This window comes from Pseudomonas lyxosi, from assembly GCF_047758685.1.
Taxonomy (GTDB): Bacteria; Pseudomonadota; Gammaproteobacteria; order Pseudomonadales; family Pseudomonadaceae; genus Aquipseudomonas; species Aquipseudomonas lyxosi.
Genome location: NZ_CP180481.1, coordinates 2,567,379 through 2,592,051 on the forward strand (window position 1 = coordinate 2,567,379; position 24,673 = coordinate 2,592,051).

A 24,673-nucleotide genomic window follows, 5' to 3' on the forward strand; every position below is an offset into this window, starting at 1 on the left:
TCGCGGTTGCGCTATTCACTTTCACAGGTCGGAGGCTTCATGAATACGACATCATGCGTAGTCGTGGTCGGGTACAACGGCAATCGGGTTCACGACATCCAGAAACTGCGCGAGCTCTGCAAAACGCTCTATAACGCCCGGCTCATCCTGCTGGTCGATCAGATTCAGCCCGATGACGAGCAAGTGGCCGATCACGTCTGCAGCACTTCACTGGCGCCCGAAGAGGTAGCGGCCTCCCTCGAACTGGTCGTGGGCTGTCTGAATGCCGATCGATGGAAGCTGATCGGGGTTCTGCCTTTTTCTGATCGTGGCGTGTTGCTCGGCGCCGCGCTGGCTTCCCATTTCGGTCTGCCCGGCATCACCCCGGCCGAGGCGAGGGCCGGGCTGGACAAGCAGGTTTTTCGCAAACTGGAAGCGGCTGCCAGCACCTCACCGCAGGATTACCGTCCGGTGTTTTCCGCACGCATCGAGAGCTTGCCCGAACTGCGCCAGAGGGTCATCGAACTGGGCGGCAAAGCCTTTATCAAACCGGCCTGCGAAGGGGCGAGCAGAGGTTGTCGGGTCATCCATCATCCGTCCGAATGCGACGAGGCCTGGCAGGCACTCAAGCCGTATCGCGAAGGCGGCATCGTGCTCGAAGAGCTGATCCAGAACGCCCAGGAATACAGCTGGGATTACGTGGCCGGCAGCACCTGGGTTACCGAAAAAACCACCACTGAAGGCGCCTATCGCGCGGAAATCCAGCAGGTGGTGCCCGCGCCGTTGACGGCCGACGTGCAGGCTCGATTGACGGCTGCGGGACATCACATGTCCGGGCTGGTCTCGCTGGATAACGGCGCCTACCACAACGAAGTGTTCCTGCGCGCCGACGGCCTGACCTCTGCAGTGGAAACCAACATGCGCCCCGGCGGCATGCACATCTGGGACCTGGCCCGTCTGGCGTTCGTGGATTTCGATCCGTGGGAAAGCTGGGTCAGATGGGCGGTGGAAGGCAAGACCGAACACCAGGATCCCGTCGCCCGGGGTTATTGCGGCATCCGTTTGCTCAGAGCACCGGCTGACGGTCTTTTGCGCGCCACGCCAGACATCGAATCGCTGGCCCGAAAACTGAACATCGAACTGGTGGAAGCGGTGTATGCCAAGCGTGTCGGTGATTCGGTCACGGCATTGGTGAAGGACAACACCTCATTCATCGGCCACATCGTGCTGTTCGGCAAGGACTACGGACAACTCAGCGACAACCTGTTGCGGCTGGCAGAGGTGATCGAGTCACGCGTCGAGGTCACCTGCCTGGTCCCGGCGACGAGGGCCTGCGGCTGAGCCGTGGAGACCTGCATTTTTTGCATTATTGATTCAGAGGGTTTGGTAAATGATTGAGCAAAAGAGCTGTGATGAGCGTTTCATCGACCTGGCAAAAGAGCTCGGCTATGACATCTACGGCGAGAACACTGCTGGCGGGCGTTATGCTCCGCTGATTCGGCATCACGATGAACTGTACATCAGCGGTCTGGTGCCGCGCATGAACGGCGAAATTCAGTACCCCGGCAGAGTCGGCCTGGAATTGAACATGGCAGATGCTCAAGCGGCAGCCAGTATCAGCGCGATGCGCGGGCTGGCGCTGATCGTTGATGCCATTGGTTCGCTGGATAAAATCAAGTCACTGATACGGGTGACGGTCTATGTGAAATCCACTGCGGACTTTGTTGATCTCAGTGAAGTGGCCAACGGAGCTTCGGATGTATTCAGTCATGTGTTGGGGGACGCCGGTAAACATACTCGAACGACCGTGGGTGTTTATCAATTACCGAAAAATGCCGCGATAGAAGTCGACATGATTGCAGCGCTGAAACCGTCAGCGTTATAAGTGTTAGTTGTTCGGCTTTACAGTGCTGAATGGTTGGCCTAAGGTTCCGTCACTCAAGTCGGAAGAATAAGTTGGAACTCGCGGATGAATAATGTTCAGGGTGCATTTTTTTCATACAAGAACTTTCGTCAAAGTTTGCATCATCAACCGGTAAGTCCGCGAGTTTGGAAAGGTGCGGAGCTAACGGATTTGCGTCAGACGCTGGAGGCCAGTGACGTCGATATCGTCGCATTGGCCCACGACAAGAGCATCGAAGGGTGTGAAGTGACGCCCGGCATGGCGGTTGCCATGCAGTGGTTGAAACCCGGCGTGGTGCTTAACGGCCACTCCCATTCCTGGTGGCACCTGTTCATCATTCAGTCCGGCAGCGGCGCGTTAACCCTGGGCGACGCCGATGAGGTGAACGTCAACACCGGCGATGTCTTGCTGGTGCCGGCCTGGACAAGACACGGCTTCGTCAACACTAGCACCACCGAGCCGCTGGCCATGCTGAACATGAGTAACATGCCGCAAATGGCGCTGCTCTCCAATTTTGCCGACAGCCACGGGCTGATCACCCTCCAGCCGTAATCGCCCTGCCTTTTACTTCAGGGAGTCAGCGTTCGCTGACTCCCTTTTTTTTCTGACCCCCTCCAGAATCCGCCTGACGAATTGCGTTTTTCAACTTTCTGTATCGATAGAAACAGATAATTTCTGTATCTGTTCAGCGCTTTGCCAACTAACTACGATTACTTCCAAGGCAACGGATTAATGTGGTTAATGCAAGGGAGCGTTCTATGGAAAGTACAAAGCTTAAACTGTATGTCGGCGCAGATTTTGTCAGTGCTTTTGCGATGTCGGCGTTTGTTGCGTTGAAGGAAAAACAACTTCCATTTGAACTTGTCACGCTGGATTTGAAGGCGCGAGAAAACTACCAAACGAATTACCGTAATCTTTCGCTGACCTGCAAGATTCCCACGCTCATTCACCAGGATTTCGCATTGTCGGAATCTTCGGCCATTGCCGAGTACCTGGAAGAACTAGCGCCGGGGCATAACAGACTATTGCCGCTGGACATCAAGCAGCGAGCGCGCGCCCGTCAACTCCAGGCCTGGTTGCGCAGTGATTTGTTGGTCATTCGCAAAGAACGCCCGGCGGATCTTATTTATTTCGGCAAAAAAGATACGCCGCTGTCCGACGATGCCCTGGCCGCCGTCGACCGGTTGTTTTTTGTCGCCGATCGATTGCTGGAGGGGGGCGCCGAGCATCTGTTCGGTGACTGGAGCATTGCCGATACCGACCTGGCAATCATGCTCAACCGACTGGTCGCCAACGGTGATCAGGTTCCCTCCCGACTCGCCGCGTATGTCCGCCGTCAGTGGGATCGCGACAGTGTTCGGGCATGGATGGACATAGAGCGCGTAGCGCCGGCCATCCAGTAAGAACTGCCAGCTAATCACCAGGAGCGCTGCCATGCAGGGAATGTCGGAGCAGGAACGCTACAAGCCCTATAACTCACGCACCATTCGCGACACGCCGTACTGGCAGAAACTGACGCCAGCGTTGCAGGAAGCCATGACCGTCGTGGCCAGGGTCATGCCGTTTCGCACCAATGAATATGTACTGGGCACGTTGATCGACTGGAACAACATCCCGGACGATCCGATTTTCCGCATGACCTTTCCCCACAAGGACATGCTGCTGCCGGACGAGTACGCGTCGCTCAAGCAACTGATCGAACGGGATGACGCCGTCGCCATCAAGCGGCGGATCGAGGCGATCTGGCTGCGGATGAACCCGCATCCGGCCGGGCAGCTGACCCACAATGGCGCGACCCTCGACGGAAAAGTCCTGCCGGGCATTCAGCACAAGTACCGCGAAACCGTGCTGTTTTTCCCCGGCGCCGGTCAGACCTGTCACGCCTACTGCACGTTCTGTTTCCGCTGGGCGCAGTTCATCGGCGAAGAAGAACTCAAGTTCAATGCGCGCGAATCCCAGGAGTTGGTGAGTTACCTGCGGGTGCACACCGAAGTCACCGACGTGCTGATCACCGGTGGCGATCCGATGATCATGAACACCCGTTCGCTGGCCGGGTACATCGAGCCGTTGCTGGAATTACCCCACCTGAAAAGTATCCGCATCGGCACCAAATCCGTGGCGTATTGGCCGCAACGGTTTGTCAGCGACAAGGACGCGCCCGAGCTGCTGGAGCTGTTTAAGCGGATCGTCGCGGCGGGGAAAAATCTCTCGATCATGGGGCACTACAACCACCCGGTGGAGATCCGTCAGGACATCGCCCGCCAGGCCATCGAACGCATTCGTTCCAGCGGCGCGACGTTGCGCATGCAGGCACCGGTGATTCGGCACATCAACGAGAACCCCGCTGATTGGGCGGCGCTCTGGACCGAAGGCGTGCGGCTCGGCGCGGTGCCTTATTACATGTTTGTCGAACGTGATACCGGCCCCAGCCATTACTTCGCAATGCCGCTGGCCCGGGCATTCGAGATCTTTCAGGCGGCGTACCGAACGGTGTCCGGATTGGCGCGCACGGTCCGCGGTCCGTCCATGAGCACCTTCTACGGCAAGGTGTTGATCAACGGCATCGAAACCGTGGCCGGGGAAAAAGTCTTCGTGCTGCAGTTCCTCCAGGCTCGCGATCCGCAATGGGTGTTGCGCACGTTCTATGCGCGCTTCGATCCGCAAGCGACCTGGTTCGATGAGTTGCGGCCGGCGTTTGGCGAGCGGTTGTTCTTCTTTCAGCCCGAGCCTGTGGCGGCGCCCGAATTAATACCGGTTCTGCTCGAAACGGCGTAGGACGATTCATCAGGAGATATGGATATGAGCGGTATCCCGTTTGATCAGCGAGAAGGTTTCATCTGGCTCGACGGCGAGTTCGTCGAGTGGTCCCAGGCGCGGCTGCATGTGCTGACCCACGGCCTGCATTACGCGAGCACGGTGTATGAAGGAGAGCGTGTCTACAACGGCAAGATCTTCAAACTGCGCGAACACAGCGAGCGTTTGTATCGCTCGGCTCAGTTGATGGATTTCGTCATTCCCTATGAGCTGGCCGAACTGGAAGCGGCCAGTCATGAACTGCTGCAACGCAATAACGTGGTCGACGGTTATCTGCGGCCGGTGGCCTGGCGCGGCAGTGAAATGATTTCCACCTCGGCCCGCTTCAACAGCGTCCATGTGGCGATCGCCTGCTGGCAATGGCCGAACTATTTCGACCCGGCCGGGCACATGGCCGGCATTCGTTTGAAAACCGCCGAGTGGCGTCGTCCGCCACCGAGCTGCAGTCCGTTTGAAGCCAAGGCATCCGGGCATTATCAGATCGCTACGCTGAGCAAGCACGATGCTGAAAACAGCGGTTACCACGACGCCTTGATGCTCGATTGGCGCGGCAACGTTGCCGAAGCCACCAGCGCCAACGTGTTCTTCGTCAAAGGTCGGACGTTGCACACCCCGGTGCCAGATTGTTTCCTCAACGGCATTACTCGTCAGACCGTCATCGAACTGGCCAGGGCGCTGGATTACCAAGTGGTCGAGCGAACCATTGTTCCTACAGAACTTGGCGACTTCGACGAGTGTTTTCTCACCGGTACCGCTGCCGAAATCACACCCGTGCAGCGCATCGATGAACATCGCTATCGACCGGGCAACGCCTGTCGCGAATTCATTGCCGCCTACACCTCAACCGTCAACGCCTGATAAACCGCCAGGAATCTCACCATGTCAGATCAAGGGATTGTCGCGTCTAAACCTTACGTTTCACTGGGCCACCGCCACGAAGAATTGTCGGCGCGAGGCTGGACGGTGCTGACGCCGGACGAGTTCGCCGACGATGTGCTCGGCACGCTACAGGAGTTCGGCCCGGTCATTCCGCAATTCAACGGGCAGACCGCGTTCGCCATCACCCGCAAGCCGGGGTACGAAGACTTGCCGTATTCCCAGAGCATGAACGGAATCGGCCCACACACCGAAGCGCCGGTTTACGGACCGCCGCCGCGCTACCTGGCGCTGCATTGTCATCAACAGGCCACATGCGGTGGCGGGCATACGGGGTTGGTGGATGGTTATGAATTGCTGGCGTTCCTCGAACGCACCGACCCCGAGTTGCGTGAATGGATCGACGACACGCCTGTGGAATTCGTCGCTACCGCCAAACCCGGTGAAGCCGCGCAACGCCGGGTCAAGGAATACATCCTGACGCCTACAGAAGACGGGGATATTTTCCGCTTCAGCTACAACCAGTTTCACTACGGCGATGTGAATCCTTCCAAGGAAGCTCTGCTGCACTCGCAAGTCGCCAATAGCTCGTCGCCACTGGCCAGGTTCGCAGTCCTGGGCGAAGCGTATTTCGTTGAGCACAACACACCGGTGCTGATTCCCGACGGATGCCTGCTGATTTGGGACAACTGGCGAATGATCCACGCCCGCAGCCGATACACTGACCCGGCGCGAAACCTGACCCGCTATTGGCTGGCCTGATTCATCCGTCGCCCTTAATTCTATTGGCGTACCCGTCTTCGGGTACGCGTCCTACAGGTATCGCGTCATGCAAACAGCAATCGAGATCGCCAAGGTCGATCATCAACTGGTCGTGCGGCTCAATCAGGCGTGGACCAAAAGAGCCACCGTGTGTGCACCGGACAAGGCCGAGGCCAGCGAAGCATTCGATCCGGCGCGCCCGGATTACCCGGAGTGCATGGTGCCGTTTTTCCATCATCCGAAATTCCAGGCCCTGAGCGATGAACTCAAAAGCACCGTGGTGACCTGGGGCTGGATCGGCTACAACCTGCGCACGGTGACCGCCGAAGAGCATGTGGTGAACCCGGCGCTGAGCGTCATCGCCAATCAATACCTGGGCAAGGATGACTGGCATTTTCGCGAGGCCATGCAGCAGACGTTGATCGACGAGCACTACCACACGCTCATGCACCTGCGGGCCATCGAACGGACCAAGCTGGAGCGCGCACTCGATCAGGATCTGGATTTGCCGCCGTCGGTCACCTACCTGCGGCTGATCGCCCTGCGCGATGAACTAGCCGAGCCATGGCAGCGCGACCTGGCAGCGATCACTTTTGCGGTGGTGGCCGAGATCAGCGTCAACGCCTATCTGGATTTGCTGGCCGACGATCAAAGCATTCAACCGCAAAACCGCCGCGTGGCCGAACTGCACAACCGCGACGAATATGCCCACAGCAAGATTCTCGCTGAAGTGGCGAAGGTCATGTACGCGAACATGCAGCCGCCCCAACGGGCGTTTTTCGCCCGCACGTTGTCCGTTGCTCTGAGTGCCTTTGTCGCCCAGGACTACTCGATGTGGGAAGCGATTCTGACGCAGCTCGGAGTCGAAGACGCCGCGCTGATCATCGCCGACACCCGGGAGAGCAACAAGAACGCCACGATCATGCGGGACTACAGCGGCCTGCATCGTCTGGCACAGGATCTGGGGATTAGCGACGAGATCGATTTCGACTTCCGTCCGACCCTCAAAACCACCGCAGCGGCCTGAACCAGGAGGTGAATATGTCCGTTCCTGTGTACGAAGTATTCGCGATCCGTGTCGGCGCCAATGCCCAGCGCACCGCCCGGGAAAACTTTCTCTACGACGCCTGCTGCGGTGATCCGAATGCGTCGATGCCGTTGGATTATTACTTTTGGGTCATTCGTAACGAGCAGCAGGTGATCGTGGTCGACACCTGTTTTCAACCGGCCACGGCGGATCGGCGCAATCGTCAGATGTATCGCTTGCCGGAAGAATCCCTACGCCAACTGGATATTGATCCGGCGCAGGTCGACAACCTGATCCTCACCCATTTGCACTGGGATCACGCCGGCAACTTGGGGCTTTTTCCGAAGGCCACGGTGCATCTGCAAGAAGCGGAACTGCGCTTCTGCACCGGGCCGAAAATGGCCCATCACACGGTGAACAAAACCTACGAGGTCGACGACGTGATGTCGGCGCTTCCGCCGCTGTTTGAAGGCCGGATGCGTTTGCACACCGGCACGGTGGAGGTGGTGCCTGGTGTGACATTGCACCCGGTGGGTGGGCATACGCCGGGTAGCCAGGTCGTACGGGTGAACACTGAGCGCGGGTGGATTGTTCTGGCCTCGGATGCTGCGCATTTGTGGGCCAACATCCGTCAGCGCAGTCCGTTTCCGATTCTCGATGATCTGGCGCAGACGCTTGAGGCGTTCAGTCTCATCGATAGCCTGGCTGACGGCGAATACCATGTCATTCCCGGCCATGACCCTCTGATTGCCGAGCGTTTCCCGCATTGGAATGACGATCCGCACATCATCTGCCTGCACCAAAACCCTCTCTGAACCCAACACTGAACCCTGTAGCAGCTGCCGAGCCTGCGAGGCTGCGTTCGGCTGCGCAGCAGTCGTCAATCCGGTCACGGTGGTTTACCTGGAACACTGTGATGGATGGTTTGCGACGGCTTCGCCGCCGAACGCAGCCTCGCAGGCTCGGCAGCTGCTACAGGTGTGTTCAGCCCTGGTTTTTGAGGAGTTGGCCGAGGGTCGTCAGGGCTTCCTCTATGCGGGGTGAATACGGCGCGCCGCAACCAATGCGCACAAAGTGATTGAAACGCTGGCCGTTGGAAAAGATATCCCCAGGTGAAATCTGAATGCCGGCCTTCAACGCCTCATGGAAAAACGCCATGGACGAATGCTGGCGCGGCAGTTCCACCCACAGCAACGTACCGCCCCGAGGATTGGTCACGCAGGTACCGGCAGGAAAGTAGCGAATAATCGCCGCGCTCATTTGCTGGCGTTGGTGAGTCAGGATTTTCCTCAAGCGGCGCAGGTAACGTTCGTAGGACGGCGTCTTCATGAACGCACTGACCGCCAGTTGCGACAACGCCTCACATCCCCGGGACTGAGTGTGTTTGAGCATTTCCACGCGGTCGTGCCATTTCCCCGCGCTGATCCAGCCCAGGCGAATACCCGGTGCCAGGGTTTTGTTAAGGGATGCGCAATAGATCACGTTGTCAGTGCGGTCCCAGTGCTTGAGCGTGGACAGTGGCTGCTCGGTATCCACCAGATCGCCATAGGTGTCGTCTTCGATCAGTACCGTGGCGTGCTCGGCGCACAGTTGCACCAGCCGCGCCTTGTTGGCGTCGGGCATGATGCTGCCCAGTGGATTTTGCAGGTTGGGAATGACGATCAGCGCCTGAATCCGTTCGGGGCCTTGTAGCAATTGTTCGAGGGCGAACAGATTGATTCCGGCGTGCGAAGTCGCCGGGACCTCCAGCACCCGCAGGTTCAGGCTTTCGAGAATTTGCAGCAAGCCGTAAAAGGTCGGTGATTCCACAGCCACTGTGTCACCCGGTTGGGTGACCGCGCGCAAGGCCAGGTTGATCGCTTCGGTCGCGCCGTTGGTGATCACTATCTTTTCTGCTGGCAGGTTGGCCTTTGCGGTCAGCGCCCGTCGCGCAAGGATGTTGCGCAATGTGCTGTTGCCGCAGGTGGAACCCGCCGCGCCGAGCAAGTGCGGATCGTGACGCAGCGCCTTGATCATATGATCTTGCAGGATCTTCAACGGATAGAGTTCCGGCGCGCAGAAGGCACTGGCGAAATTGACCTTGATCGTCGCGCGCTGACTGGCCTTGAGGACCGATGACACCTGCTCGTGAATGCCGACGTAGACGCCGGTGTCCAGCGGTGGGGGAGGCGCGATCGGGACGGGTTTGCGCAACGTATCGGGCTGGCGAATGTAGTTGCCGGAGCGCGGCCGGGCTTCCAGCACGCCACAGTCCTCGAGCTCCCGGCAAACCTGCACCGCGGTCGACAGGCTGACGGCGTGTTTTTCCATCATCAGCCGAATGGAGGGGAATCGTTCACCGGTTTTCAAGGTGCCGCTGCGGATCGCGTCGAGGTAGTGGTTGGCCAACTGACGGTAGAGGGGAGTTGTGTTCATGATGACCTCAGCAATCGCACCACTGAAGTCTTGGGCTGGAAAGTGAGTTGACGCTCCCTGCAGGCGGACCCGTGGTGCTGAAGGGTTAAGGAAAAGTGTTTTTCTGGCGCCGAATCACCGTGGCTTGAGTGCCTTTGGGCATTGATTGCCGAACGGGGTGGCACTTTGCAACTGTCTCGGTGTGGGCGACGACAACAGGAAGGGGAATTGTGGGTTTTATAAAATCACGGGCAATAAAAAGCCCCGCTCTAGGGCGGGGCTCTTGGGTCAGTGGCGCCGAAGCGCCGCTGATGGATCGTGTTACTGCCCGGCGATGCTGTAGCCATCGAACGCGGTTTGCTGCTGAAGCGCGGTGATGATGTTCTTGCGGTTAACCGCTTGTTCGGCCCCGGCATTGTCCAGGAATGTCTCGCTTTCCAGCTCCGCTTCTTCGCCTTCGCCGACGAAGGTGAAGCCCAGGAACTCCAGCGCTTCACGGTCAACGTTCAGTCGCGAACGCGGGGTGCGCAGCGGCAGCGTCACGCTGATACCGTCTTTGCTGATGGTGAACACTTCGACATCTTTCTTGGCGCGAGCCGCCTTGCTTTTGCCGCTGCTCGGGTTGCTGATGGCCTGGTGGGTCTGGTTCAGCACTTTCAGTGCGAGGCCATAGACCAATTCCTGAAATGCCGGGTCGTCCTTGAAGCTGGAGAGAATCCGGCTGATCGGGAATTTGCTGCTCAAGTCTTCCAGGGCTGCAATGTCGGCAGCTTCGGCGTCCTTGAGCTGCTTGAGTTCGCCCATCAAATCGTAGGCTTTATCGTCGTCGAAGCTGTCGTGAGCCTGGCGAATCGCGGCGCGCAGCTCGCGAATCTGGTCGCTTTCCCGGGTGGACTGGAAAGCATCCAGGACCATCTCGCTGATGGTCTTGGCCTGGGGCACGTGCTGTGAAAGATTGATGGAGTTTTCGTATTCCGCTTTGGACGACAAGGTGACTACGGATTCAGCGGTATTGGAATCGGACATTGAAATTTCACTACTTCTTTTAACTTGGATTGAGGCGAGAAAGCTCTGGGCCTTTTCAGGCCGCCTAATCTATTGGACCGAGGCGGCGTTGTCACGGATGAACAGGCGGCTGGTCATCATTTTTGGTACAGCGGCTTTTAACCAGCGGCTATCGGGGGGCGTTTTGCCTGAAGTGTCAGCAGCAGCCGATAAAACTTCAACGCCCGACCGCTGATCAGTCCACAGACAAAACCAGAAGCCGACGCCTTGAGCAGCAACATCTCAAGGGTGGCGGCCATTTCCGGGTGAACGTCATCCTGGTAGCCGAAGTAATAGTTCACCGCAAAAAACAGCAGATACAGCACCAGGGTTTTTGCTGTGCCCGGCACGATCAGGCCGGTTTGCGGATCATCCAGCTCAATGCCCTGACGTGGGAAAATCAGCAGCGCCGCGAGGCTGCCCAGGATGACGGCGGCCAACCAGCAACTGACCGATAGCTGCGGATTCAGCGTCAGGTTCAGCGAAAACAGTGACCAGCCCAGCAAGATCGGCGCTGTGACGAGCAATGAAGTTTTGCTTTCACTGGTCGGGGACAGAGCTTTGACACCGTAGTAGCACAGCAGCAGAAATATCGCGTAAACCCACAGCGGGGTGTTTTGCAGGGTGTTGAGCATCGCGCAGCGTCCTTGCCGAAATGGGTGCCGGGATATTAGCCGTTGCTGCGGCCCAGGCAGCCGACTATTTCCCCAACGTATTCAGATTCATCGACCGCACCGCCAATTGCTCGGCCGTTTGCTGATCCACCGCCAACGAAAAGCGGAAGGTCGCGCCGCGTCCGGGAACATCAATCAGCTGGATCTCGCGGCCGTGCAATTGCAGGATCCGGTGCACGATCCGCAACCCCAGTCCGCCATCACGCCGTGCGCCGCCAATGTTGAACGGGCGCAGGAACAGACCTTCGCGCAATTCGGCAGCAATGCCGGGGCCGGTGTCGCTGACGGTGACTTCGATAAAATGTCCTTGAGGGCGCAGGCTGAGCTCGATTTCTCCCCCTTGCGGGGTGTGGCGCAGGGCGTTGTCGAACAGGTTGGTGAGCACCCGCTCGATCAATCCAAGGTCGGCGCAGGCCGCCGAAACATTGGGTGCGAAGGTGGCCTTGAGTTCGATGTGACGCGCCTCGGCCGTCAGTTCGAACTTCTGGAAAATATCCTGCACCAGATCGGTCAGCGAGAAACGTTCCAGCACCGGCTGCACGAAACCATGTTCCAGGCGCACCAGTTCCAGTAGCGATTGCGCCAGACCACCCACCTTGCGGCTTTGATCCAGCGCGATGCCCAGGTAACGGCGGCGGTCGGCGGGGGACAACGTGGCGTCCTTGAGCGACAAGGTTTCCAGGTAACCGTGCAGCGAGGCCAGAGGCGTGCGCAGGTCGTGGGAGATGTTGGCCACCAGTTCACGGCGTTCCTGATCCTGGCGGGTCAATGAACGCCATTGCTCGCCGAGGCGCGCCTGCATCTGCCGGAAGGTGGCGTCGAGTATGGCAATTTCATCGTGGCTGGCGGCTTTTTCCATCGGGATGGATGCAGGCGGCGTTACCGGAGCGCCATCAATGTCGAACTGGCTGACGGTTTCGGTCAAGCGGCGCAAAGGTCGGGTGATGAGGGCGAATGCCGTGAGACCGGCAATCAGGCACAGCAACGCCACCAGCCCGATCGACAACAGCGCGGTATTCAGGGCGGCGCTGGTGGCGCCGCGTTCGGCGAAGCGGTCGTGCTCTTCGCTCAGCAGCACCACATACAGATAACCCACCGGTTTGCCATCGACCTGTAATGGCGCGGCGCTGAACACTTTGCGGCCATCGACGCTGCGCGGATCGTCGCCGAGAATCGGCAGGGCATCGCCCTTGAGCAGGCGCTGGATCGGCGCCAGATCGACCCGCTCCCGGCGTATCCGACCCTCGGGCGCAGCACTTCCGACAATCCGGCCCTCGGGGTTAAGCAGATAGACCTCGACACTGGGGTTGACCAGCATCAGTTTGCTGAACAGGTCGCGCACGGCGTCGGGCATCAGGCCTTTGGTGTCCATCAGCACGGTGTCATGGGCGATGTGCCGGGCCAGATCCCGCGACAACCCTTGCACCACTTCCAGTTCATGCATCTGGTTGGACCGCACCTGCATCCAGGCCGACGTGCCGCAGCACACCAGCAGCAACACAGCGAAAACCAGAGACAGGCGCTGAGTCAGGGTCAGTCTCACGGCTGCTCCTCCCTGGCCGCGAATTTGTAGCCTCGCCCCCACACCGTGAGGATGCGCGCCGGTTGTGCCGGATCGGCCTCGATCTTTGCCCGCAGGCGGTTGATGTGAGTGTTGACGGTGTGCTCGTAGCCTTCATGGCTGTAGCCCCAGACGGCGTTGAGCAGGTCCATGCGCGAGAACACTTTGCCGGGCTGACGGGCGAAGAAATACAACAGGTCGAACTCCCGTGGCGTGAGGTCGAGGCGGCGACCGTCAAGGGACACATCGCGCGTGATCGGGTCGATGGAGAGGCCGTCCGTGATCAGGCTGCCGGCGTCCATTTTCAGGTTGCGGGCCATGGCGTCGACCCGTCGCAACAGCGCTTTGACCCGGGCCACCAGTTCGAGCATGGAAAAGGGTTTGGCCAGGTAATCGTCGGCGCCGAGTTCGAGCCCGAGAATCCGGTGCACTTCGCTGGAGCGCGCGCTGGTAATGATGATCGGTGTGTAGCGGGCCATGGCGCGGGCGCGGCGGCAGATTTCCAGGCCGTCGACGCCGGGCAGCATCAGGTCGAGGATCAATGCGTCCCAGCTTCCTTGCTGCAGCAGTCGCATGCCTTCATCGCCATCGGCGCAGTGCACCACCTCGAACTGCTCATCGCGTAGATGCAGGCAGATAAGGTCGGCGATATGCAGGTCGTCCTCGACCACGAGGACGCGTTTGGTCTGTTCCATCAAGCTCAATCCTTCGGCGCAATGAGCGCATTGTGCGGGTTTTCCGGGGCCTGAGTTATCACGAATTGTTTAACTTCTCGTGAGGATTTGGCGATCAACCCAAGCCTAGGCTGTGTTCCATGACAGGCACCTGGAATTTTCGGAGACGACCATGTTTTCACGGCGACAGTTTCTCGTAGCAAGCGGCGGGCTAGGCGCTGCAGCCCTGGTCATCGGTGTATTGCCAAAATTTGCCGCGCGTTCTGCACTGGTCAGTGATGCCGACGCGGCGGAGGTGTTCGAGGTGACTCACAGCGACAGCGAATGGCGCGCCATGCTCAGCGCCGAGCAGTACGAAATCCTGCGCGAAGAGGGCACTGAACGGGCCTACAGCAGCCCGCTGAACAACGAGCACCGTGAAGGTACGTTTGCCTGTGCCGGTTGCGGTCTGCCGCTGTTTTCTTCCACGACCAAGTTCGACAGCCGCACCGGTTGGCCTAGCTTCTGGGCACCCTTGGACAAGGCTGTGGCCACTCGTCAGGACCGCTCCTTCGGGGTGCTGCGCGAAGAAGTCCATTGTCGACGTTGTGGCGGTCATCTGGGCCATGTCTTCGACGATGGGCCCAAACCCACCGGCCTGCGTTACTGCATGAACGGCCTGGCGATGACTTTTGTGCCGCAGGCGACTTGATCCGTGGGTACTTCCTTTCACTCATTTTTGCAGGTCGACGTTATGTGGCTTCTGGTCCTCGCTTATCTCGGTGGTGTGCTGACGATTGTCAGCCCGTGCATCCTGCCGGTGCTGCCCTTTGTCTTCGCTCGCACCGGGCAGCCGTTTATGAAGAGCGGGTTGCCGTTATTGGCTGGCATGGCACTGACTTTTGCGCTCGTCGCCTCGCTGGCAGCGGTGGGCGGCGGTTGGGTGGTGCAAGTCAATCAGTACGGTCGCTGGCTCGCGTTGCTGTTCGTTGCTCTGTTCGGGTTGACGTTGTTGTTGCCTCAATTGGCCGAGCGTCTGACCCGGCCACTGGTGGCGGCGGGCAGCCGGTTGTCGGAAGCCGCGGGCGTCGATGCCCGGCCGCGTCCCGGCGCTTCGTTCCTGATCGGCGTCGCCACGGGCCTGCTCTGGGCTCCGTGCGCCGGGCCGATTCTGGGGCTGTTGCTAACCGGAGCAGCGCTGCAAGGGGCAAGCATCGCAACCACCTTGTTGTTGCTGGCCTACGCCGCGGGAGCCGCAACCTCGCTCGCCGTGGCGCTGCTGCTGGGCGGTAAAGTCTTCGCGGCGATGAAGCGTTCCATCGGCGCCGGCGAGTGGCTGCGTCGAGGTCTGGGCGCCGCGATGCTGTCCGGTGTCGCGGCCATCGCCCTGGGGCTCGACACCGGGATTTTGGCGCGGATTTCGACGGCGTCCACCGGCGGTATCGAGCAGGCGTTGGTGGGAAGGCTTGCTGGCAAATCTCCGAGCGGTAGCGGGGCGATGATGGCGCAGGTTCCGGCCTCGGGAAGTGCAATGAAAGCGGCTGACAAAGCGCCGGGCGCACTGCCGATTGAAGGCAACCTTCCACCGCTGGATGGCGCGGTGCAATGGCTCAACTCGCCACCCCTCACAGCGCAGGCCTTGAAAGGCAAAGTCGTGCTGGTGGATTTCTGGACTTACTCCTGCATCAACTGCTTGCGCTCGCTGCCTTATGTGAAGGCTTGGGCCGAGAAGTACCGCGATCAGGGATTGGTGGTGATTGGCGTCCATGCGCCCGAGTTTGCTTTCGAACGAGACGTAGGCAATGTCACCAAAGCGATGAAGGACCTGGGCATCAACTACCCGGTGGCCATCGATAATGACTTCAAGATCTGGCGAGCTTTCAACAACCAATACTGGCCGGCCCACTATTTTGCCGACGCTCAAGGTCGCATCCGTTATCACCATTTTGGTGAGGGCGAGTACGCCGAATCGGAACGGGTGATCCAGCAACTGCTGCGCGAAGCAGGTGCCGCGAAGGTCGCGGACGGTCTGATCAATGCCAGCGCCGAGGGTGTTCAACTGGCCCCGGACATGAACGAAGTGCAATCACCGGAAACCTATATCGGCTACCAGCGTGCCGAGCATTTCGTGCCTGAAACCAGCCTGGTACCGGACAAGGTGTCGGCCTATAGCGCTCCGTCGCAATTAGCACTCAACGACTGGAGCCTGGACGGGCAATGGAATGTCGGCTCAGAGCGAGCGACTTCTAGCGCACCGGCCAGTCGCATCGTTTACCGCTTCCATGCCCGCGATCTGCATCTGGTGCTGGGGCCTGGCGCTGACGGTAAACCGGTGCGCTTCAAAGTGTTGATTGACGGAAAAGCCCCCGGCGATGCCCACGGTACCGACGTGGCGCCCGACGGCAGCGGCAGCGTGACTGAACAACGTTTGTACCAATTGGTGCGCCAAACCGGCGGCGTGACGGATCGGACCTTCAGCATCGAGTTTCTCGATCCCGGAGTGTCGGCGTATGCGTTTACGTTCGGTTGATCGTCATTCCATTCATTCAGGAATCAGCCTCATGAAAACCCTATTCACCTGGCGCCGCACCCTGTTGGGCCTGGCCGCTGCCGGCGTCATCGGCCAATGCCTGGCGTTCTCTTTCGGTGCGGCGGAAGACGCGGTCATCATTCCTCCTCCCACCCTCGACGAAACCACCCAGGCCGACAGCGAAAGGGCGGTCTTTGCCGGCGGTTGCTTCTGGGGCGTCCAAGGTGTGTTCCAGCATGTCAAAGGGGTGAAGAAAGCGGTCTCGGGTTACGCCGGCGGTGCAGCCAACACGGCTCAGTACGAGCGGGTCAGTAGTGGCGATACCGGTCATGCGGAATCCGTCGAAGTTACCTTCGACCCCCGTCAGGTCAGCTACGGTACCTTGCTGCAAATCTACTTCTCGGTGGCTCACAACCCTACCGAACTCAACCGTCAGGGACCTGACCGCGGCACTCAGTATCGCTCGGCGCTTTTCCCGGAAAACAGCGAGCAGCAGCGTATCGCCCAGGCCTACATCGCCCAGCTCGACGCCGCCAAATCGTTCAATAAACCCATTGTCACCAAGCTGGAAACCTACAACGGTTTCTACCCGGCGGAGGAGGAACATCAGGATTTTCTGACCGAGCACCCGACCTATCCCTACATCGTGATCAACGATCTGCCGAAGGTCGCGCAGCTGAAAAAGCTTTATCCGGATCGGTATCAGGAGAAACCGGTATTGGTGAAGGCGGGGATGTGAGCAGTGAAGGGCATAGCCCTTACCCCGAAATCACATTCTTGCCCGCGATTTTCGACCGATACAGCGCCTGATCGGCCCTGGCCAGCAGTCCGGTCTGTTGTTCTTCGTCAAAGCGCTGAACCACGCCAAAACTCATGGTCACTTGAAAGTCCCCCACTGGTAGCAGGCTTGCGAGGCCATGGCGGATACGTTCAGCGAGGGTCCGGGCGTCGGCGAGTGGTGTATTGGGAAGGATCAGGATGAATTCGTCACCGCCCCAACGCGCGAGCAGATCGCCCTCGCGTACGCAGTGCTTCACGCTATCGATCACCTGCACCAATGCCGCATCACCCAGCGCATGGCCATAGTGATCGTTGATGTTCTTGAAGTCGTCGATGTCCATCGCAATCAGCGACAGCGGTTGTCGAAAGCGCTGGGCGCGTTCGCATTCCTGCGGCAGGGCTTTTTCCAGAAGATAGCGATTGGCGATTGAGGTCAGTGTGTCGGTTTCCGCCAGTTTGCGGTTTTCTTCGAGTTGGATTTGCAGTTGCTGATTGACGCGAGACAACTCTCGGGTGCGTTCTTCAACGATCGCTTCAAGGGATTGGTTGCGCCGTTCAAGCGCTTCGTACAGGCGCTTTTTGTCTTCGATGCTGCGGTGCGCGCCGACCATCCGCGCCACCGAGCCGTCGGCATTGCGTGCCAATACGTAGCCACGGTCTTCGATCCAGGTATAGCTGCCATCCCGCATGCGGCAGCGATACTCGGCCTGATAGCCGGGGGCTCGTTGATTCAGGTAGTCATCGAACTGTGCCATGACCTGCGGGTAATCGTCGGGATGGATCACGTTTTCCCAGGTCAACACGTTGTTATCCAGGGAATGAGGCGGGTAGCCGAGCATCTCGTACCACCCTGGGTTGCGATAGACGAACCCGGTGTTGGCGTTCCAGTCCCAGATGCCGTCGCTCACCAGTTCCAGAATGGTGTGCAGCATGTCTTCGTTCAAATCCGACAGATTGAACTTCAACGGCTCGATATTCGACGCTTCACCCATCTCCGCACTCCTTGCCGCCCTGATATCTAAGTGACCCGCCTGTCGAGGAGATTAGTGCATGGGGTATTCGGTCGGCTAGTGCTTGCCCCATCTCTGCAAGGCAAAGTCGACGAAACTACGCAGTTTTGGCAAACGGTAGCGATCCTGGGCATACATCAGGTTCATTGGTCGGCTCGGTGGAAGGTAATCCTGCATCAATGCCACCAGTTTTCCGTCCTTGAGATCTTGCTCCATCAGCGCATCAGGCAACACCACGATGCCCATACCGGTTCGCGCCGCTTGATGCAGTCCTGCCGAACTGTTGATCAACATCGGTCCATTGACCGCTACCGCCACTTCTCCCTCGGGACCGGTCAGGCGCCAATGTTTTTCCACCGACTGCCAGTCATCCCCGGCCGGATAGGCAAAGGACAGACAGTCGTGGTGTTGCAGATCATCAGGTTTCTCCGGTATGCCTTTGCGCGCCAGGTACTCCGGTGATGCACACATGGTCAGGCTGTAGTCGAGGAGTGGACGGGCGATCAAGTTGGTCTCCTCGGTATTGCCCAGGCGAAACGCCACGTCGAAACCGTTTTCGAGCAGGTCCGGACGGCGATTGGTGAGGACCACATCCAATTTGACGCGTGGACACAGCAGGGCGAATTCACTCAGGGCGGGTGCCAGTTTTTCGGTGCCGAACGTCAGCGGTGCGGTGATGCGCAAGGTGCCGCTCGGTTCGTCGAGTGCTTGCTCGGCCAACCGTTCGGAATCGGCCACCAGCCCCAGCACTTCGAGGCAGCGCTGGTAATAAGCGGTACCGAATTCCGTTAACCGCTGGCGTCGTGTCGTACGGTTGAGCAGGCGCACACCCAGGCGTTGCTCCAGCGCTCGCAGGTGATTGCCGACCATGGTGGTGGACATTTCGCACTGCAAAGCGGCGGCGGTCATGCTGCCGGTTTCCACCACTTTGACGTAAACGGTCATTGCCTGGAACAAATCCATTATCAAGCTCAGCTTTAAAATGATTGAAGTGTTGCAGCGTTTATCTAGCTCAGGTGGCTAACCATACTGCAAAAACACCGACTATTGATGGAGCTTGATGTCATGACCGCCGCCTGCCTGATGACCACTTACCAACCCTTGGCCTTGAGTTTCAGCAAGGGCCTGGGCACGCGCCTGTGGGATCAGGCCGGTCGTGAATACCTGGACGCGGTGGCGGGCGTGGCAGTGACCAATGTCGGTCATTCCCATCCGAAAATTGTCTCGGCCATCAGCGAACAGGCGGGGCTGCTGTTGCACACCTCCAATCTCTACAGCATCGATTGGCAACAGCGGCTGGCGCAGAAATTGACGCAATTGGCGGGCATGGAGCGAGCGTTCTTCAACAACTCCGGTGCCGAAGCCAACGAGACCGCGCTGAAACTGGCGCGGCTGTATGGCTGGCAAAAAGGCATCGAACAGCCGCTGGTGGTGGTCATGGAAAACGCCTTTCACGGCCGGACCCTCGGCACCTTGTCCGCCAGTGATGGCCCGGCCGTGCGCCTGGGCTTCAATGAGTTGCCGGGGGATTTCGTCAAAGTGCCATTCGGTGACCTCAAGGCGCTCGACAAGGTGCAGCAAGCCCACGGCCCGCGCATCGTGGCGATCCTGATGGAGCCGATTCAGGGTGAAAGCGGTGTCCAAATGGCCCCGCCCGGTTACCTGAAAGCCATTCGCGAACTCTGCACTCGGCGCTCGTGGCTGCTGATGCTCGACGAAATCCAGACCGGTATCGGCCGCACCGGACAGTGGTTTGCCTTTCAGCACGAAGGCATCGTTCCGGATGTCATGACTCTGGCCAAAGGCCTGGGCAACGGCATACCCATCGGCGCCTGCCTGGCCCGAGGCAAAGCCTCCGACCTCTTCACCCCCGGCAGTCACGGCAGCACCTTCGGCGGCAATCCACTGGCCTGCCGCGTGGGTTGCACCGTGCTAGAGATCATCGAAGAACAAGGGCTGCTGGAAAACGCCAAACTTCAGGGCGAACGTTTGCTGGCCAGATTGCGCATTGAATTGGCGGACGACCCGAACATCCTGGAGATCCGCGGCCAGGGTTTAATGATTGGCATCGAACTCAAACAACCGATTCGCGACCTGACCCTGATCGCGGCGCGGGATCACGGCTTGCTGATCAACGTGACACGGGGCAAAACCATTCGCTTGCTGCCGCCGCTGACGATTGATGAGCGGGAGGTTGAGATGATTGTGAGAGGGGTGTGTCGAGTGGTGAAAGCGGCCTGAGATTTATCTCAGTAGTGGTATCTACACATCACGATGCGTATTTCACCGTCCTCGACTGTGTAGACCAAGCGATGCTCGGCAGTGATTCGGCGAGACCAGAAGCCGCTCAAATTGTGTTTGAGCGGCTCAGGTTTACCCACGCCTTCAAATGGCTCCCGCTGAATCGCTTTAATCAACAGGTTGATTCGTTTGAGGCCGGCCTTGTCGTTTTGTTGGAACCATCGGTAGTCGTCCCAACCTTCTGTAGTGAACTCGATATTCATTCTTCGATGAGTTGCCTTGCTTTGGTTTTCCCTGCTCGCAGGTTGCCGATCGATTTGATCAGACGTTCAGCATTGGCAGGAGAACGAAGCAGATAGGCTGTCTCTTCGAGGGCGTTGTATTCCGCCAGAGACATCATCACCACGGGTTCACCTTTCTGGCGCGTTACCAACAATGGGGCGCGGTCTTCATTAACCCGATCCATGGTTTCTGCAAGGTGTGCACGTGCTGTGGTGTAGTTGATGGTTTGCATGTTGTAGTCCTCGCTCGATGCAAAGAACGTACAGAAATGAGTACAGGATGACAAGGTGATACCTACGAGTGGTCGTTACGCAGACGATGCATCTACGTTTGTACTGAGTATCGCCGATGATTCTTCGAGACGTTTCCGTGATCGATGTAATCCCGATCCGATTAACACGCCATCCCCAGCGCTCAAATGCGCCAGGTGCGGGGTGGAGAATGGATAAAATCATTCATTTTCGCTCGGCTCACGAGTTGCCGTTTCGAACCGCCAAACCCTTCGAACAGACGCTGATGCGCGGCGAATCCACTGGACTCTTCACGCGTACGATAGCTGCCGGCCCAGTCGAGCAACGCTATCAACAACTCGTCATTCTTGTCCCGCTGCGCCTCTCGCTGACGAATATTGGCAACACACTCCTCATCTTCAACACACAGCCAGATCAGTGTTGTCGCCCGGGGCAAGAGTTCGCTGATGATCCAGCCGTAAACGCCTTCGATCACCCAGCGTTCTTCACTGGCCAGTACCCGTGCCATGCCCAACGCCTCGGCACGGTGGCGGGGGATGCTGTGTTCGTCGGACAACCAGTGAATCGAGTCGAGATCGACCCATGGTATGTGCAGGTGCTCGGCCAGTCGTTTGGCCAGCCAGCTTTTGCCGGAACCGGAGTTGCCGATGATCAGGGTTCGAGTGAGGTTCATGAGCGACACCGATCATGTAAGGGAGCCGTAATCCGATCGTTCCCACGCGCAGCAAAGGAACGCCTCAAGGGACGCTCCGCGTTCCAGCTCTCGAAAGGGACGCAGAGCGTCCCGGGCTGCATTCCCACGCAGAGCGTGGGAACGATCAGTGTGAGCGATCAGCCTTCAGTCGCCATTCTCAGGCGCAACCATCCGCGTCTTCGGCGAACCGTTTGAGTTGTGCTGATAGATCTCTTGCGGCTGTCCTTTTTCATTAAAGAACACTTGCCCGATCCCCGCCGAATTCCACAGCCGTTCACCCGCTTCAGCATGTTCCGGGACATGCGGAACAATGCGCATGCGTCGGCGTTTGGTCAGCCAGTTGAGCGGCGAGCGGGGCGAGTAGAGCCAGCGGTTGAGGCGGTCGAACCACTCGAGCAGCGCCGGCGGGAACTCGTTTTTGATGCCGCTGCTGGTGATCTGCCAGATTCGCGGGCCGGCCTTGCGGTGTCGGATCAGTACTTCGTAGACGAAGGAATAATGCACATCGCCCGACAGCACCACGTAGTTACCAGGCGTGCGCGAGTGTCGGAAAATGTTCAGGATCACCTGGGCCGCGCCGCGATGGGCCATCCAGTTTTCGGCATCCACCAACAGGGGATAACCGCACCAGCTGAAGACGCGCTGCACGGTTTCGATCAGTTTGACGCCGAAGATCGGTGCCGGCGAAACGATGATGGCCGAGGGGTGATCGAGCAGTTCCTGTTGCAGTTCGCTGAGGGCTTCCCAGTCCAGCAAACCCGAGGGCTGCTTGAGGTTCATCTCGCTGCGCCAGCGCCGGGTGCGGGTGTCGAGCACCACGATGGCCGGGCGGGTGGGCAGCACGTAATGCCAGTTCTGAAATCTCAGCAGCTCATCGATCAAGTCGTCCTGAATGTCACTGTCGAGGTAGCGGTCATGCCCGGTGGCGCTCAATCCGTCGGCCTTTTTCAGCACAGCGCCGAACGCATCCGGGTTGTTTCCCCAACCTTGGCACAGCATGTAAGCAATCAGCGCGTTGCCGATGATGCGCCTGGAGAACGGATGGCCGTAGGCCGTTTCCTCCCATTGCGCGGAAAGATTCCAGTCATCGGTAATATCGTGGTCGTCGAAAATCATCAGGCACGGCAGGTGAGCGAGTGCTCGGGCGACGCCTCCCAGACCGGCCTTGAAGCCATCGATGCGCGTCTGCTCAAGGGCATAACGTTCGCGTCTTGCAGGCGTCAGTGTCGGTGGTTTCGGGGCGATCAATGTCCAGGGTGTTGGCGACCAGACCAGCAGGTACATGGCCATGACTTCGGCGAACGTCACCAGATGGTTGTCGGCACTGCTGCTGGTGAAAATCGGCTTACGCGCCCCACCGAAAAATCGCTCGCGCAGGGTTTCATTACTCTCCAGCGCCGGTAACAAATCCGCACGATGGTAGTAGCTGGCGGGGTGCTCGTAGAGCTTGGCGCTGTCGCTGACCACCGCACCTTCGATATGCTCTTCGAACAACCCAAGCCGCTTGATCAAGGCATGGATGGCTCGCAGCATCGGCCCCGCGACGTCGTCGGCGTAAACCTGATCGCCACTCATCATCAACAGCGCCGGCCGTTTATGTGCGTCCGGCTCGGCCTCCAGCAAACGGTCGACGCACAGCAAACCGTCCGGGGCCGGATGGTGAGGTTTGCGGCAGGAACCGTGCAGCAGATGATCGGCCCGTTTACGCAGGACGAAGTTTGGGCAACGGGCGTCTCCGTACAGCAAGTGCGGAGCCCAATCGGCGATGCCTGCACCAGCGTCGTCAATCAGCAGGTCGTATTCGATTAACGTGTCGCAGGGCAGGGCGGTGTCCAGCGACACATCGATCAAATGAATAAAGGCCTGGGTGCCCACCGCAATGATCGTGCACTGACTCGCGTCGAGGTGGATAGCGTCGCGATCTTGCAGACGCAACGTCAGCGACAGAGCCCGCGACCCCACCAGCCACATCACCAACCGCGTGGGCTCCAGACGCCGCAACAGCGGCCCGACCAAAACAGGGGGTAAGGATTGATGATCGTCAGGCAGCGGCAAAGACATGGACATCCGGTTTTTTGGAACAGAGAAGCGCGGGATGATAACGCAGCTGACGTCAATGAAACGCAACTGGCTCGAATCCGACAGTCAAGGCAACGGCTGGCCGTCCGCCTGCATTACATCCGTCTCGCCATTGGCCACGAGCCAGCGAAACAGCTCTGTCACCGACACTGTGTGGCTACGCTCGATCCATCGCACCAGCGCCGGGCCATAGTGTTCGGTGTAGCGGCTGAGCACCAGATGGCGACAGTCCGCTGACAGGCGCAGGGTAATTTCCCGACAGTGCAGAGTGGCCGGGTCGGGCTGGATGACCCGTTGCTGCAGAGTCAGGCTATTGCCTTCAGAAACCATCGGCCGGTGCTCCTGTGCATTGATGTTTGGTTGTCTGCGCCGAACCTTGTTTGCCATCGGCCACGTAAGCGGCGCGATGCTCGGCGACTACGTTGCGTAATGCGCTGTAGTAGTCCGGCAGTTTTTGCAGGCTGTCGGTCAGCGGTAAGGCTTCGGCGCGGCCATCGACGATGCCGCCGACTGTGCTGATGGTGGACAGCGTGTCCACGGTGTCGCTGTTGCTGCCGAACGGATCGACCACAAAACCGAGCACGCGGCCGACGGCGTCGCGGCTGTTGGAAGTGCCGAGCAAAGGCAGTTCGACGATCGGACCGTTGCCGATGCCCCACACGCCGAACGTCTGACCGAAGTCCGCGTCGTGACGCGGGATGCCGGCCATGCCGGAGACATCGATCAAGCCCACCACGCCGACCGTGGTGTTGAGCGCGAAACGCCCCACGGTATTGAGCGAGCGCATCGGGTTGCCTTGCAGCAGGTCATTGATGAAAACCTTGGGCTCGCCAAAGTTCGCCACAAAGTTATGCACACCGGTCTGGAAAAAGTCCGGCGAGTAGCGATAGCCGCGAGCGACCGGCGCCAGGGCATAGTCATCGACCACGCGATTGAACGCGAAGACCCCACGATTGAACGGTTCCGCCGGGTCGTTCACCGAATAGGCGATGTCGGCGCAACTCACATCGGTGGCGGACGGAGGCTGACTGCTGCAACCCGCCAGCCCTGCGGTCAGCACGGCAATCGAGGTGTTGCGGGCCAGCCAGGGAGCACATTTGAAAGGCAACATGGACGCGA

General features: G+C 59.0%; 26 protein-coding genes. 13 read left to right on the plus strand and 13 right to left on the minus strand.

Annotated features, from left to right (window positions below; all coding sequences use genetic code 11):
* The first annotated feature begins 39 nt into the window (after positions 1 to 39).
* From ACMXYI_RS11860 to ACMXYI_RS11900, 9 genes are all read left to right on the plus strand, one after another.
* On the plus strand, positions 40 to 1,320 hold the full coding sequence (locus ACMXYI_RS11860) for a biotin carboxylase (RefSeq protein ID WP_415773336.1): 1,281 nt from the start codon (positions 40 to 42) through the stop codon (positions 1,318 to 1,320).
* A 49-nt stretch (positions 1,321 to 1,369) separates the two neighbouring features.
* A complete protein-coding gene (locus tag ACMXYI_RS11865; protein ID WP_415773337.1) occupies positions 1,370 to 1,864 on the plus strand; it encodes a RidA family protein in 495 nt (164 codons plus the stop codon).
* 84 nt (positions 1,865 to 1,948) lie between these two features.
* Positions 1,949 to 2,434 (plus strand): cupin domain-containing protein, encoded by a 486-nt coding sequence (locus ACMXYI_RS11870; RefSeq protein WP_415773338.1) that lies wholly within the window; start codon positions 1,949 to 1,951, stop codon positions 2,432 to 2,434.
* Between the two features lie 206 nt (positions 2,435 to 2,640).
* Positions 2,641 to 3,285, plus strand: a complete 645-nt coding sequence (yfcF, locus tag ACMXYI_RS11875) for a glutathione transferase (RefSeq protein WP_415773888.1) — start codon at positions 2,641 to 2,643, stop codon at positions 3,283 to 3,285.
* A 31-nt stretch (positions 3,286 to 3,316) separates the two neighbouring features.
* Positions 3,317 to 4,657: a KamA family radical SAM protein gene (locus tag ACMXYI_RS11880; RefSeq protein WP_415773339.1), complete on the plus strand. Its 1,341-nt coding sequence runs from the start codon at positions 3,317 to 3,319 to the stop codon at positions 4,655 to 4,657.
* Between the two features lie 24 nt (positions 4,658 to 4,681).
* Positions 4,682 to 5,554: a branched-chain amino acid aminotransferase gene (locus ACMXYI_RS11885; protein ID WP_415773340.1), complete on the plus strand. Its 873-nt coding sequence runs from the start codon at positions 4,682 to 4,684 to the stop codon at positions 5,552 to 5,554.
* A 21-nt stretch (positions 5,555 to 5,575) separates the two neighbouring features.
* Positions 5,576 to 6,334, plus strand: coding sequence for a TauD/TfdA family dioxygenase (locus ACMXYI_RS11890; protein WP_046045964.1), 759 nt, complete (start codon positions 5,576 to 5,578; stop codon positions 6,332 to 6,334).
* A 67-nt stretch (positions 6,335 to 6,401) separates the two neighbouring features.
* Positions 6,402 to 7,361, plus strand: coding sequence for a diiron oxygenase (locus tag ACMXYI_RS11895; protein ID WP_415773341.1), 960 nt, complete (start codon positions 6,402 to 6,404; stop codon positions 7,359 to 7,361).
* Positions 7,362 to 7,375: 14 nt separating this feature from the next.
* On the plus strand, positions 7,376 to 8,176 hold the full coding sequence (locus tag ACMXYI_RS11900; RefSeq protein WP_415773342.1) for an N-acyl homoserine lactonase family protein: 801 nt from the start codon (positions 7,376 to 7,378) through the stop codon (positions 8,174 to 8,176).
* A gap of 169 nt (positions 8,177 to 8,345) precedes the next feature.
* Here the strand turns inward: ACMXYI_RS11900 and ACMXYI_RS11905 are convergent, their stop codons facing one another.
* The 5 genes from ACMXYI_RS11905 to ACMXYI_RS11925 all read right to left on the minus strand — a co-directional run bounded on the left by ACMXYI_RS11905 (position 8,346) and on the right by ACMXYI_RS11925 (position 13,729).
* Positions 8,346 to 9,776, minus strand: coding sequence for a PLP-dependent aminotransferase family protein (locus ACMXYI_RS11905; protein WP_415773343.1), 1,431 nt, complete (start codon positions 9,774 to 9,776; stop codon positions 8,346 to 8,348).
* Positions 9,777 to 10,076: 300 nt separating this feature from the next.
* Positions 10,077 to 10,781, minus strand: a complete 705-nt coding sequence (locus ACMXYI_RS11910; protein WP_415773344.1) for a hypothetical protein — start codon at positions 10,779 to 10,781, stop codon at positions 10,077 to 10,079.
* Positions 10,782 to 10,918: 137 nt separating this feature from the next.
* On the minus strand, positions 10,919 to 11,434 hold the full coding sequence (locus tag ACMXYI_RS11915) for a hypothetical protein (protein WP_415773345.1): 516 nt from the start codon (positions 11,432 to 11,434) through the stop codon (positions 10,919 to 10,921).
* A 64-nt stretch (positions 11,435 to 11,498) separates the two neighbouring features.
* The gene (locus tag ACMXYI_RS11920) at positions 11,499 to 13,016 is read right to left on the minus strand and encodes a sensor histidine kinase (RefSeq protein WP_415773346.1); all 1,518 of its coding nucleotides are present in this window, start codon (positions 13,014 to 13,016) and stop codon (positions 11,499 to 11,501) included.
* Positions 13,013 to 13,729 carry a response regulator transcription factor gene (locus tag ACMXYI_RS11925; RefSeq protein WP_123365373.1) on the minus strand — a complete coding sequence of 239 codons (717 nt, stop codon included), beginning with the start codon at positions 13,727 to 13,729 and terminating at the stop codon, positions 13,013 to 13,015. Before ACMXYI_RS11925 ends, ACMXYI_RS11920 begins: the two co-directional genes overlap by 4 nt.
* Positions 13,730 to 13,880: 151 nt before the next feature.
* On the opposite strand from ACMXYI_RS11925, the gene msrB reads away from it, so the two are divergent.
* The 3 genes from msrB to msrA are packed head-to-tail and all read left to right on the plus strand — an operon-like array spanning position 13,881 to position 16,956.
* On the plus strand, positions 13,881 to 14,399 hold the full coding sequence (gene msrB, locus ACMXYI_RS11930) for a peptide-methionine (R)-S-oxide reductase MsrB (RefSeq protein WP_415773348.1): 519 nt from the start codon (positions 13,881 to 13,883) through the stop codon (positions 14,397 to 14,399).
* Positions 14,400 to 14,441: 42 nt separating this feature from the next.
* Entirely contained in the window at positions 14,442 to 16,217 is a 1,776-nt protein-coding gene (locus ACMXYI_RS11935; RefSeq protein WP_415773349.1) for a cytochrome c biogenesis protein DipZ, read from the plus strand.
* Between the two features lie 31 nt (positions 16,218 to 16,248).
* A complete protein-coding gene (gene msrA / locus ACMXYI_RS11940) occupies positions 16,249 to 16,956 on the plus strand; it encodes a peptide-methionine (S)-S-oxide reductase MsrA (RefSeq protein ID WP_415773350.1) in 708 nt (235 codons plus the stop codon).
* 19 nt (positions 16,957 to 16,975) lie between these two features.
* Here the strand turns inward: msrA and ACMXYI_RS11945 are convergent, their stop codons facing one another.
* Together ACMXYI_RS11945 and ACMXYI_RS11950 are read right to left on the minus strand one after the other, a co-directional pair.
* The gene (locus tag ACMXYI_RS11945; protein ID WP_415773351.1) at positions 16,976 to 17,989 is read right to left on the minus strand and encodes a sensor domain-containing diguanylate cyclase; all 1,014 of its coding nucleotides are present in this window, start codon (positions 17,987 to 17,989) and stop codon (positions 16,976 to 16,978) included.
* A 75-nt stretch (positions 17,990 to 18,064) separates the two neighbouring features.
* Positions 18,065 to 18,970, minus strand: coding sequence for a LysR family transcriptional regulator (locus ACMXYI_RS11950; protein WP_415773352.1), 906 nt, complete (start codon positions 18,968 to 18,970; stop codon positions 18,065 to 18,067).
* 102 nt (positions 18,971 to 19,072) lie between these two features.
* Here ACMXYI_RS11950 and ACMXYI_RS11955 point away from each other — a divergent pair, with 102 nt between their 5' ends.
* A complete protein-coding gene (locus ACMXYI_RS11955; protein WP_415773353.1) occupies positions 19,073 to 20,248 on the plus strand; it encodes an aspartate aminotransferase family protein in 1,176 nt (391 codons plus the stop codon).
* Between the two features lie 8 nt (positions 20,249 to 20,256).
* Here ACMXYI_RS11955 and ACMXYI_RS11960 read toward each other — a convergent pair whose 3' ends face one another.
* The 6 genes from ACMXYI_RS11960 to ACMXYI_RS11985 form a co-directional block, all read right to left on the minus strand.
* Positions 20,257 to 20,511, minus strand: coding sequence for a Txe/YoeB family addiction module toxin (locus ACMXYI_RS11960; protein WP_415773354.1), 255 nt, complete (start codon positions 20,509 to 20,511; stop codon positions 20,257 to 20,259).
* Complete coding sequence (locus tag ACMXYI_RS11965) at positions 20,508 to 20,762, minus strand: type II toxin-antitoxin system prevent-host-death family antitoxin (RefSeq protein WP_082069261.1); 255 nt, start codon at positions 20,760 to 20,762, stop codon at positions 20,508 to 20,510. Before ACMXYI_RS11965 ends, ACMXYI_RS11960 begins: the two co-directional genes overlap by 4 nt.
* A 182-nt stretch (positions 20,763 to 20,944) precedes the next feature.
* Positions 20,945 to 21,454 carry an adenylate kinase gene (locus tag ACMXYI_RS11970; RefSeq protein ID WP_415773355.1) on the minus strand — a complete coding sequence of 170 codons (510 nt, stop codon included), beginning with the start codon at positions 21,452 to 21,454 and terminating at the stop codon, positions 20,945 to 20,947.
* 165 nt (positions 21,455 to 21,619) lie between these two features.
* Positions 21,620 to 23,542 carry an alkaline phosphatase D family protein gene (locus ACMXYI_RS11975; protein ID WP_415773356.1) on the minus strand — a complete coding sequence of 641 codons (1,923 nt, stop codon included), beginning with the start codon at positions 23,540 to 23,542 and terminating at the stop codon, positions 21,620 to 21,622.
* A 78-nt stretch (positions 23,543 to 23,620) separates the two neighbouring features.
* On the minus strand, positions 23,621 to 23,884 hold the full coding sequence (locus ACMXYI_RS11980; protein WP_415773358.1) for a hypothetical protein: 264 nt from the start codon (positions 23,882 to 23,884) through the stop codon (positions 23,621 to 23,623).
* Positions 23,874 to 24,665: an MlaA family lipoprotein gene (locus ACMXYI_RS11985; RefSeq protein ID WP_415773359.1), complete on the minus strand. Its 792-nt coding sequence runs from the start codon at positions 24,663 to 24,665 to the stop codon at positions 23,874 to 23,876. The genes ACMXYI_RS11980 and ACMXYI_RS11985 overlap by 11 nt, the downstream gene beginning before the upstream one ends.
* Positions 24,666 to 24,673: the final 8 nt, after the last annotated feature.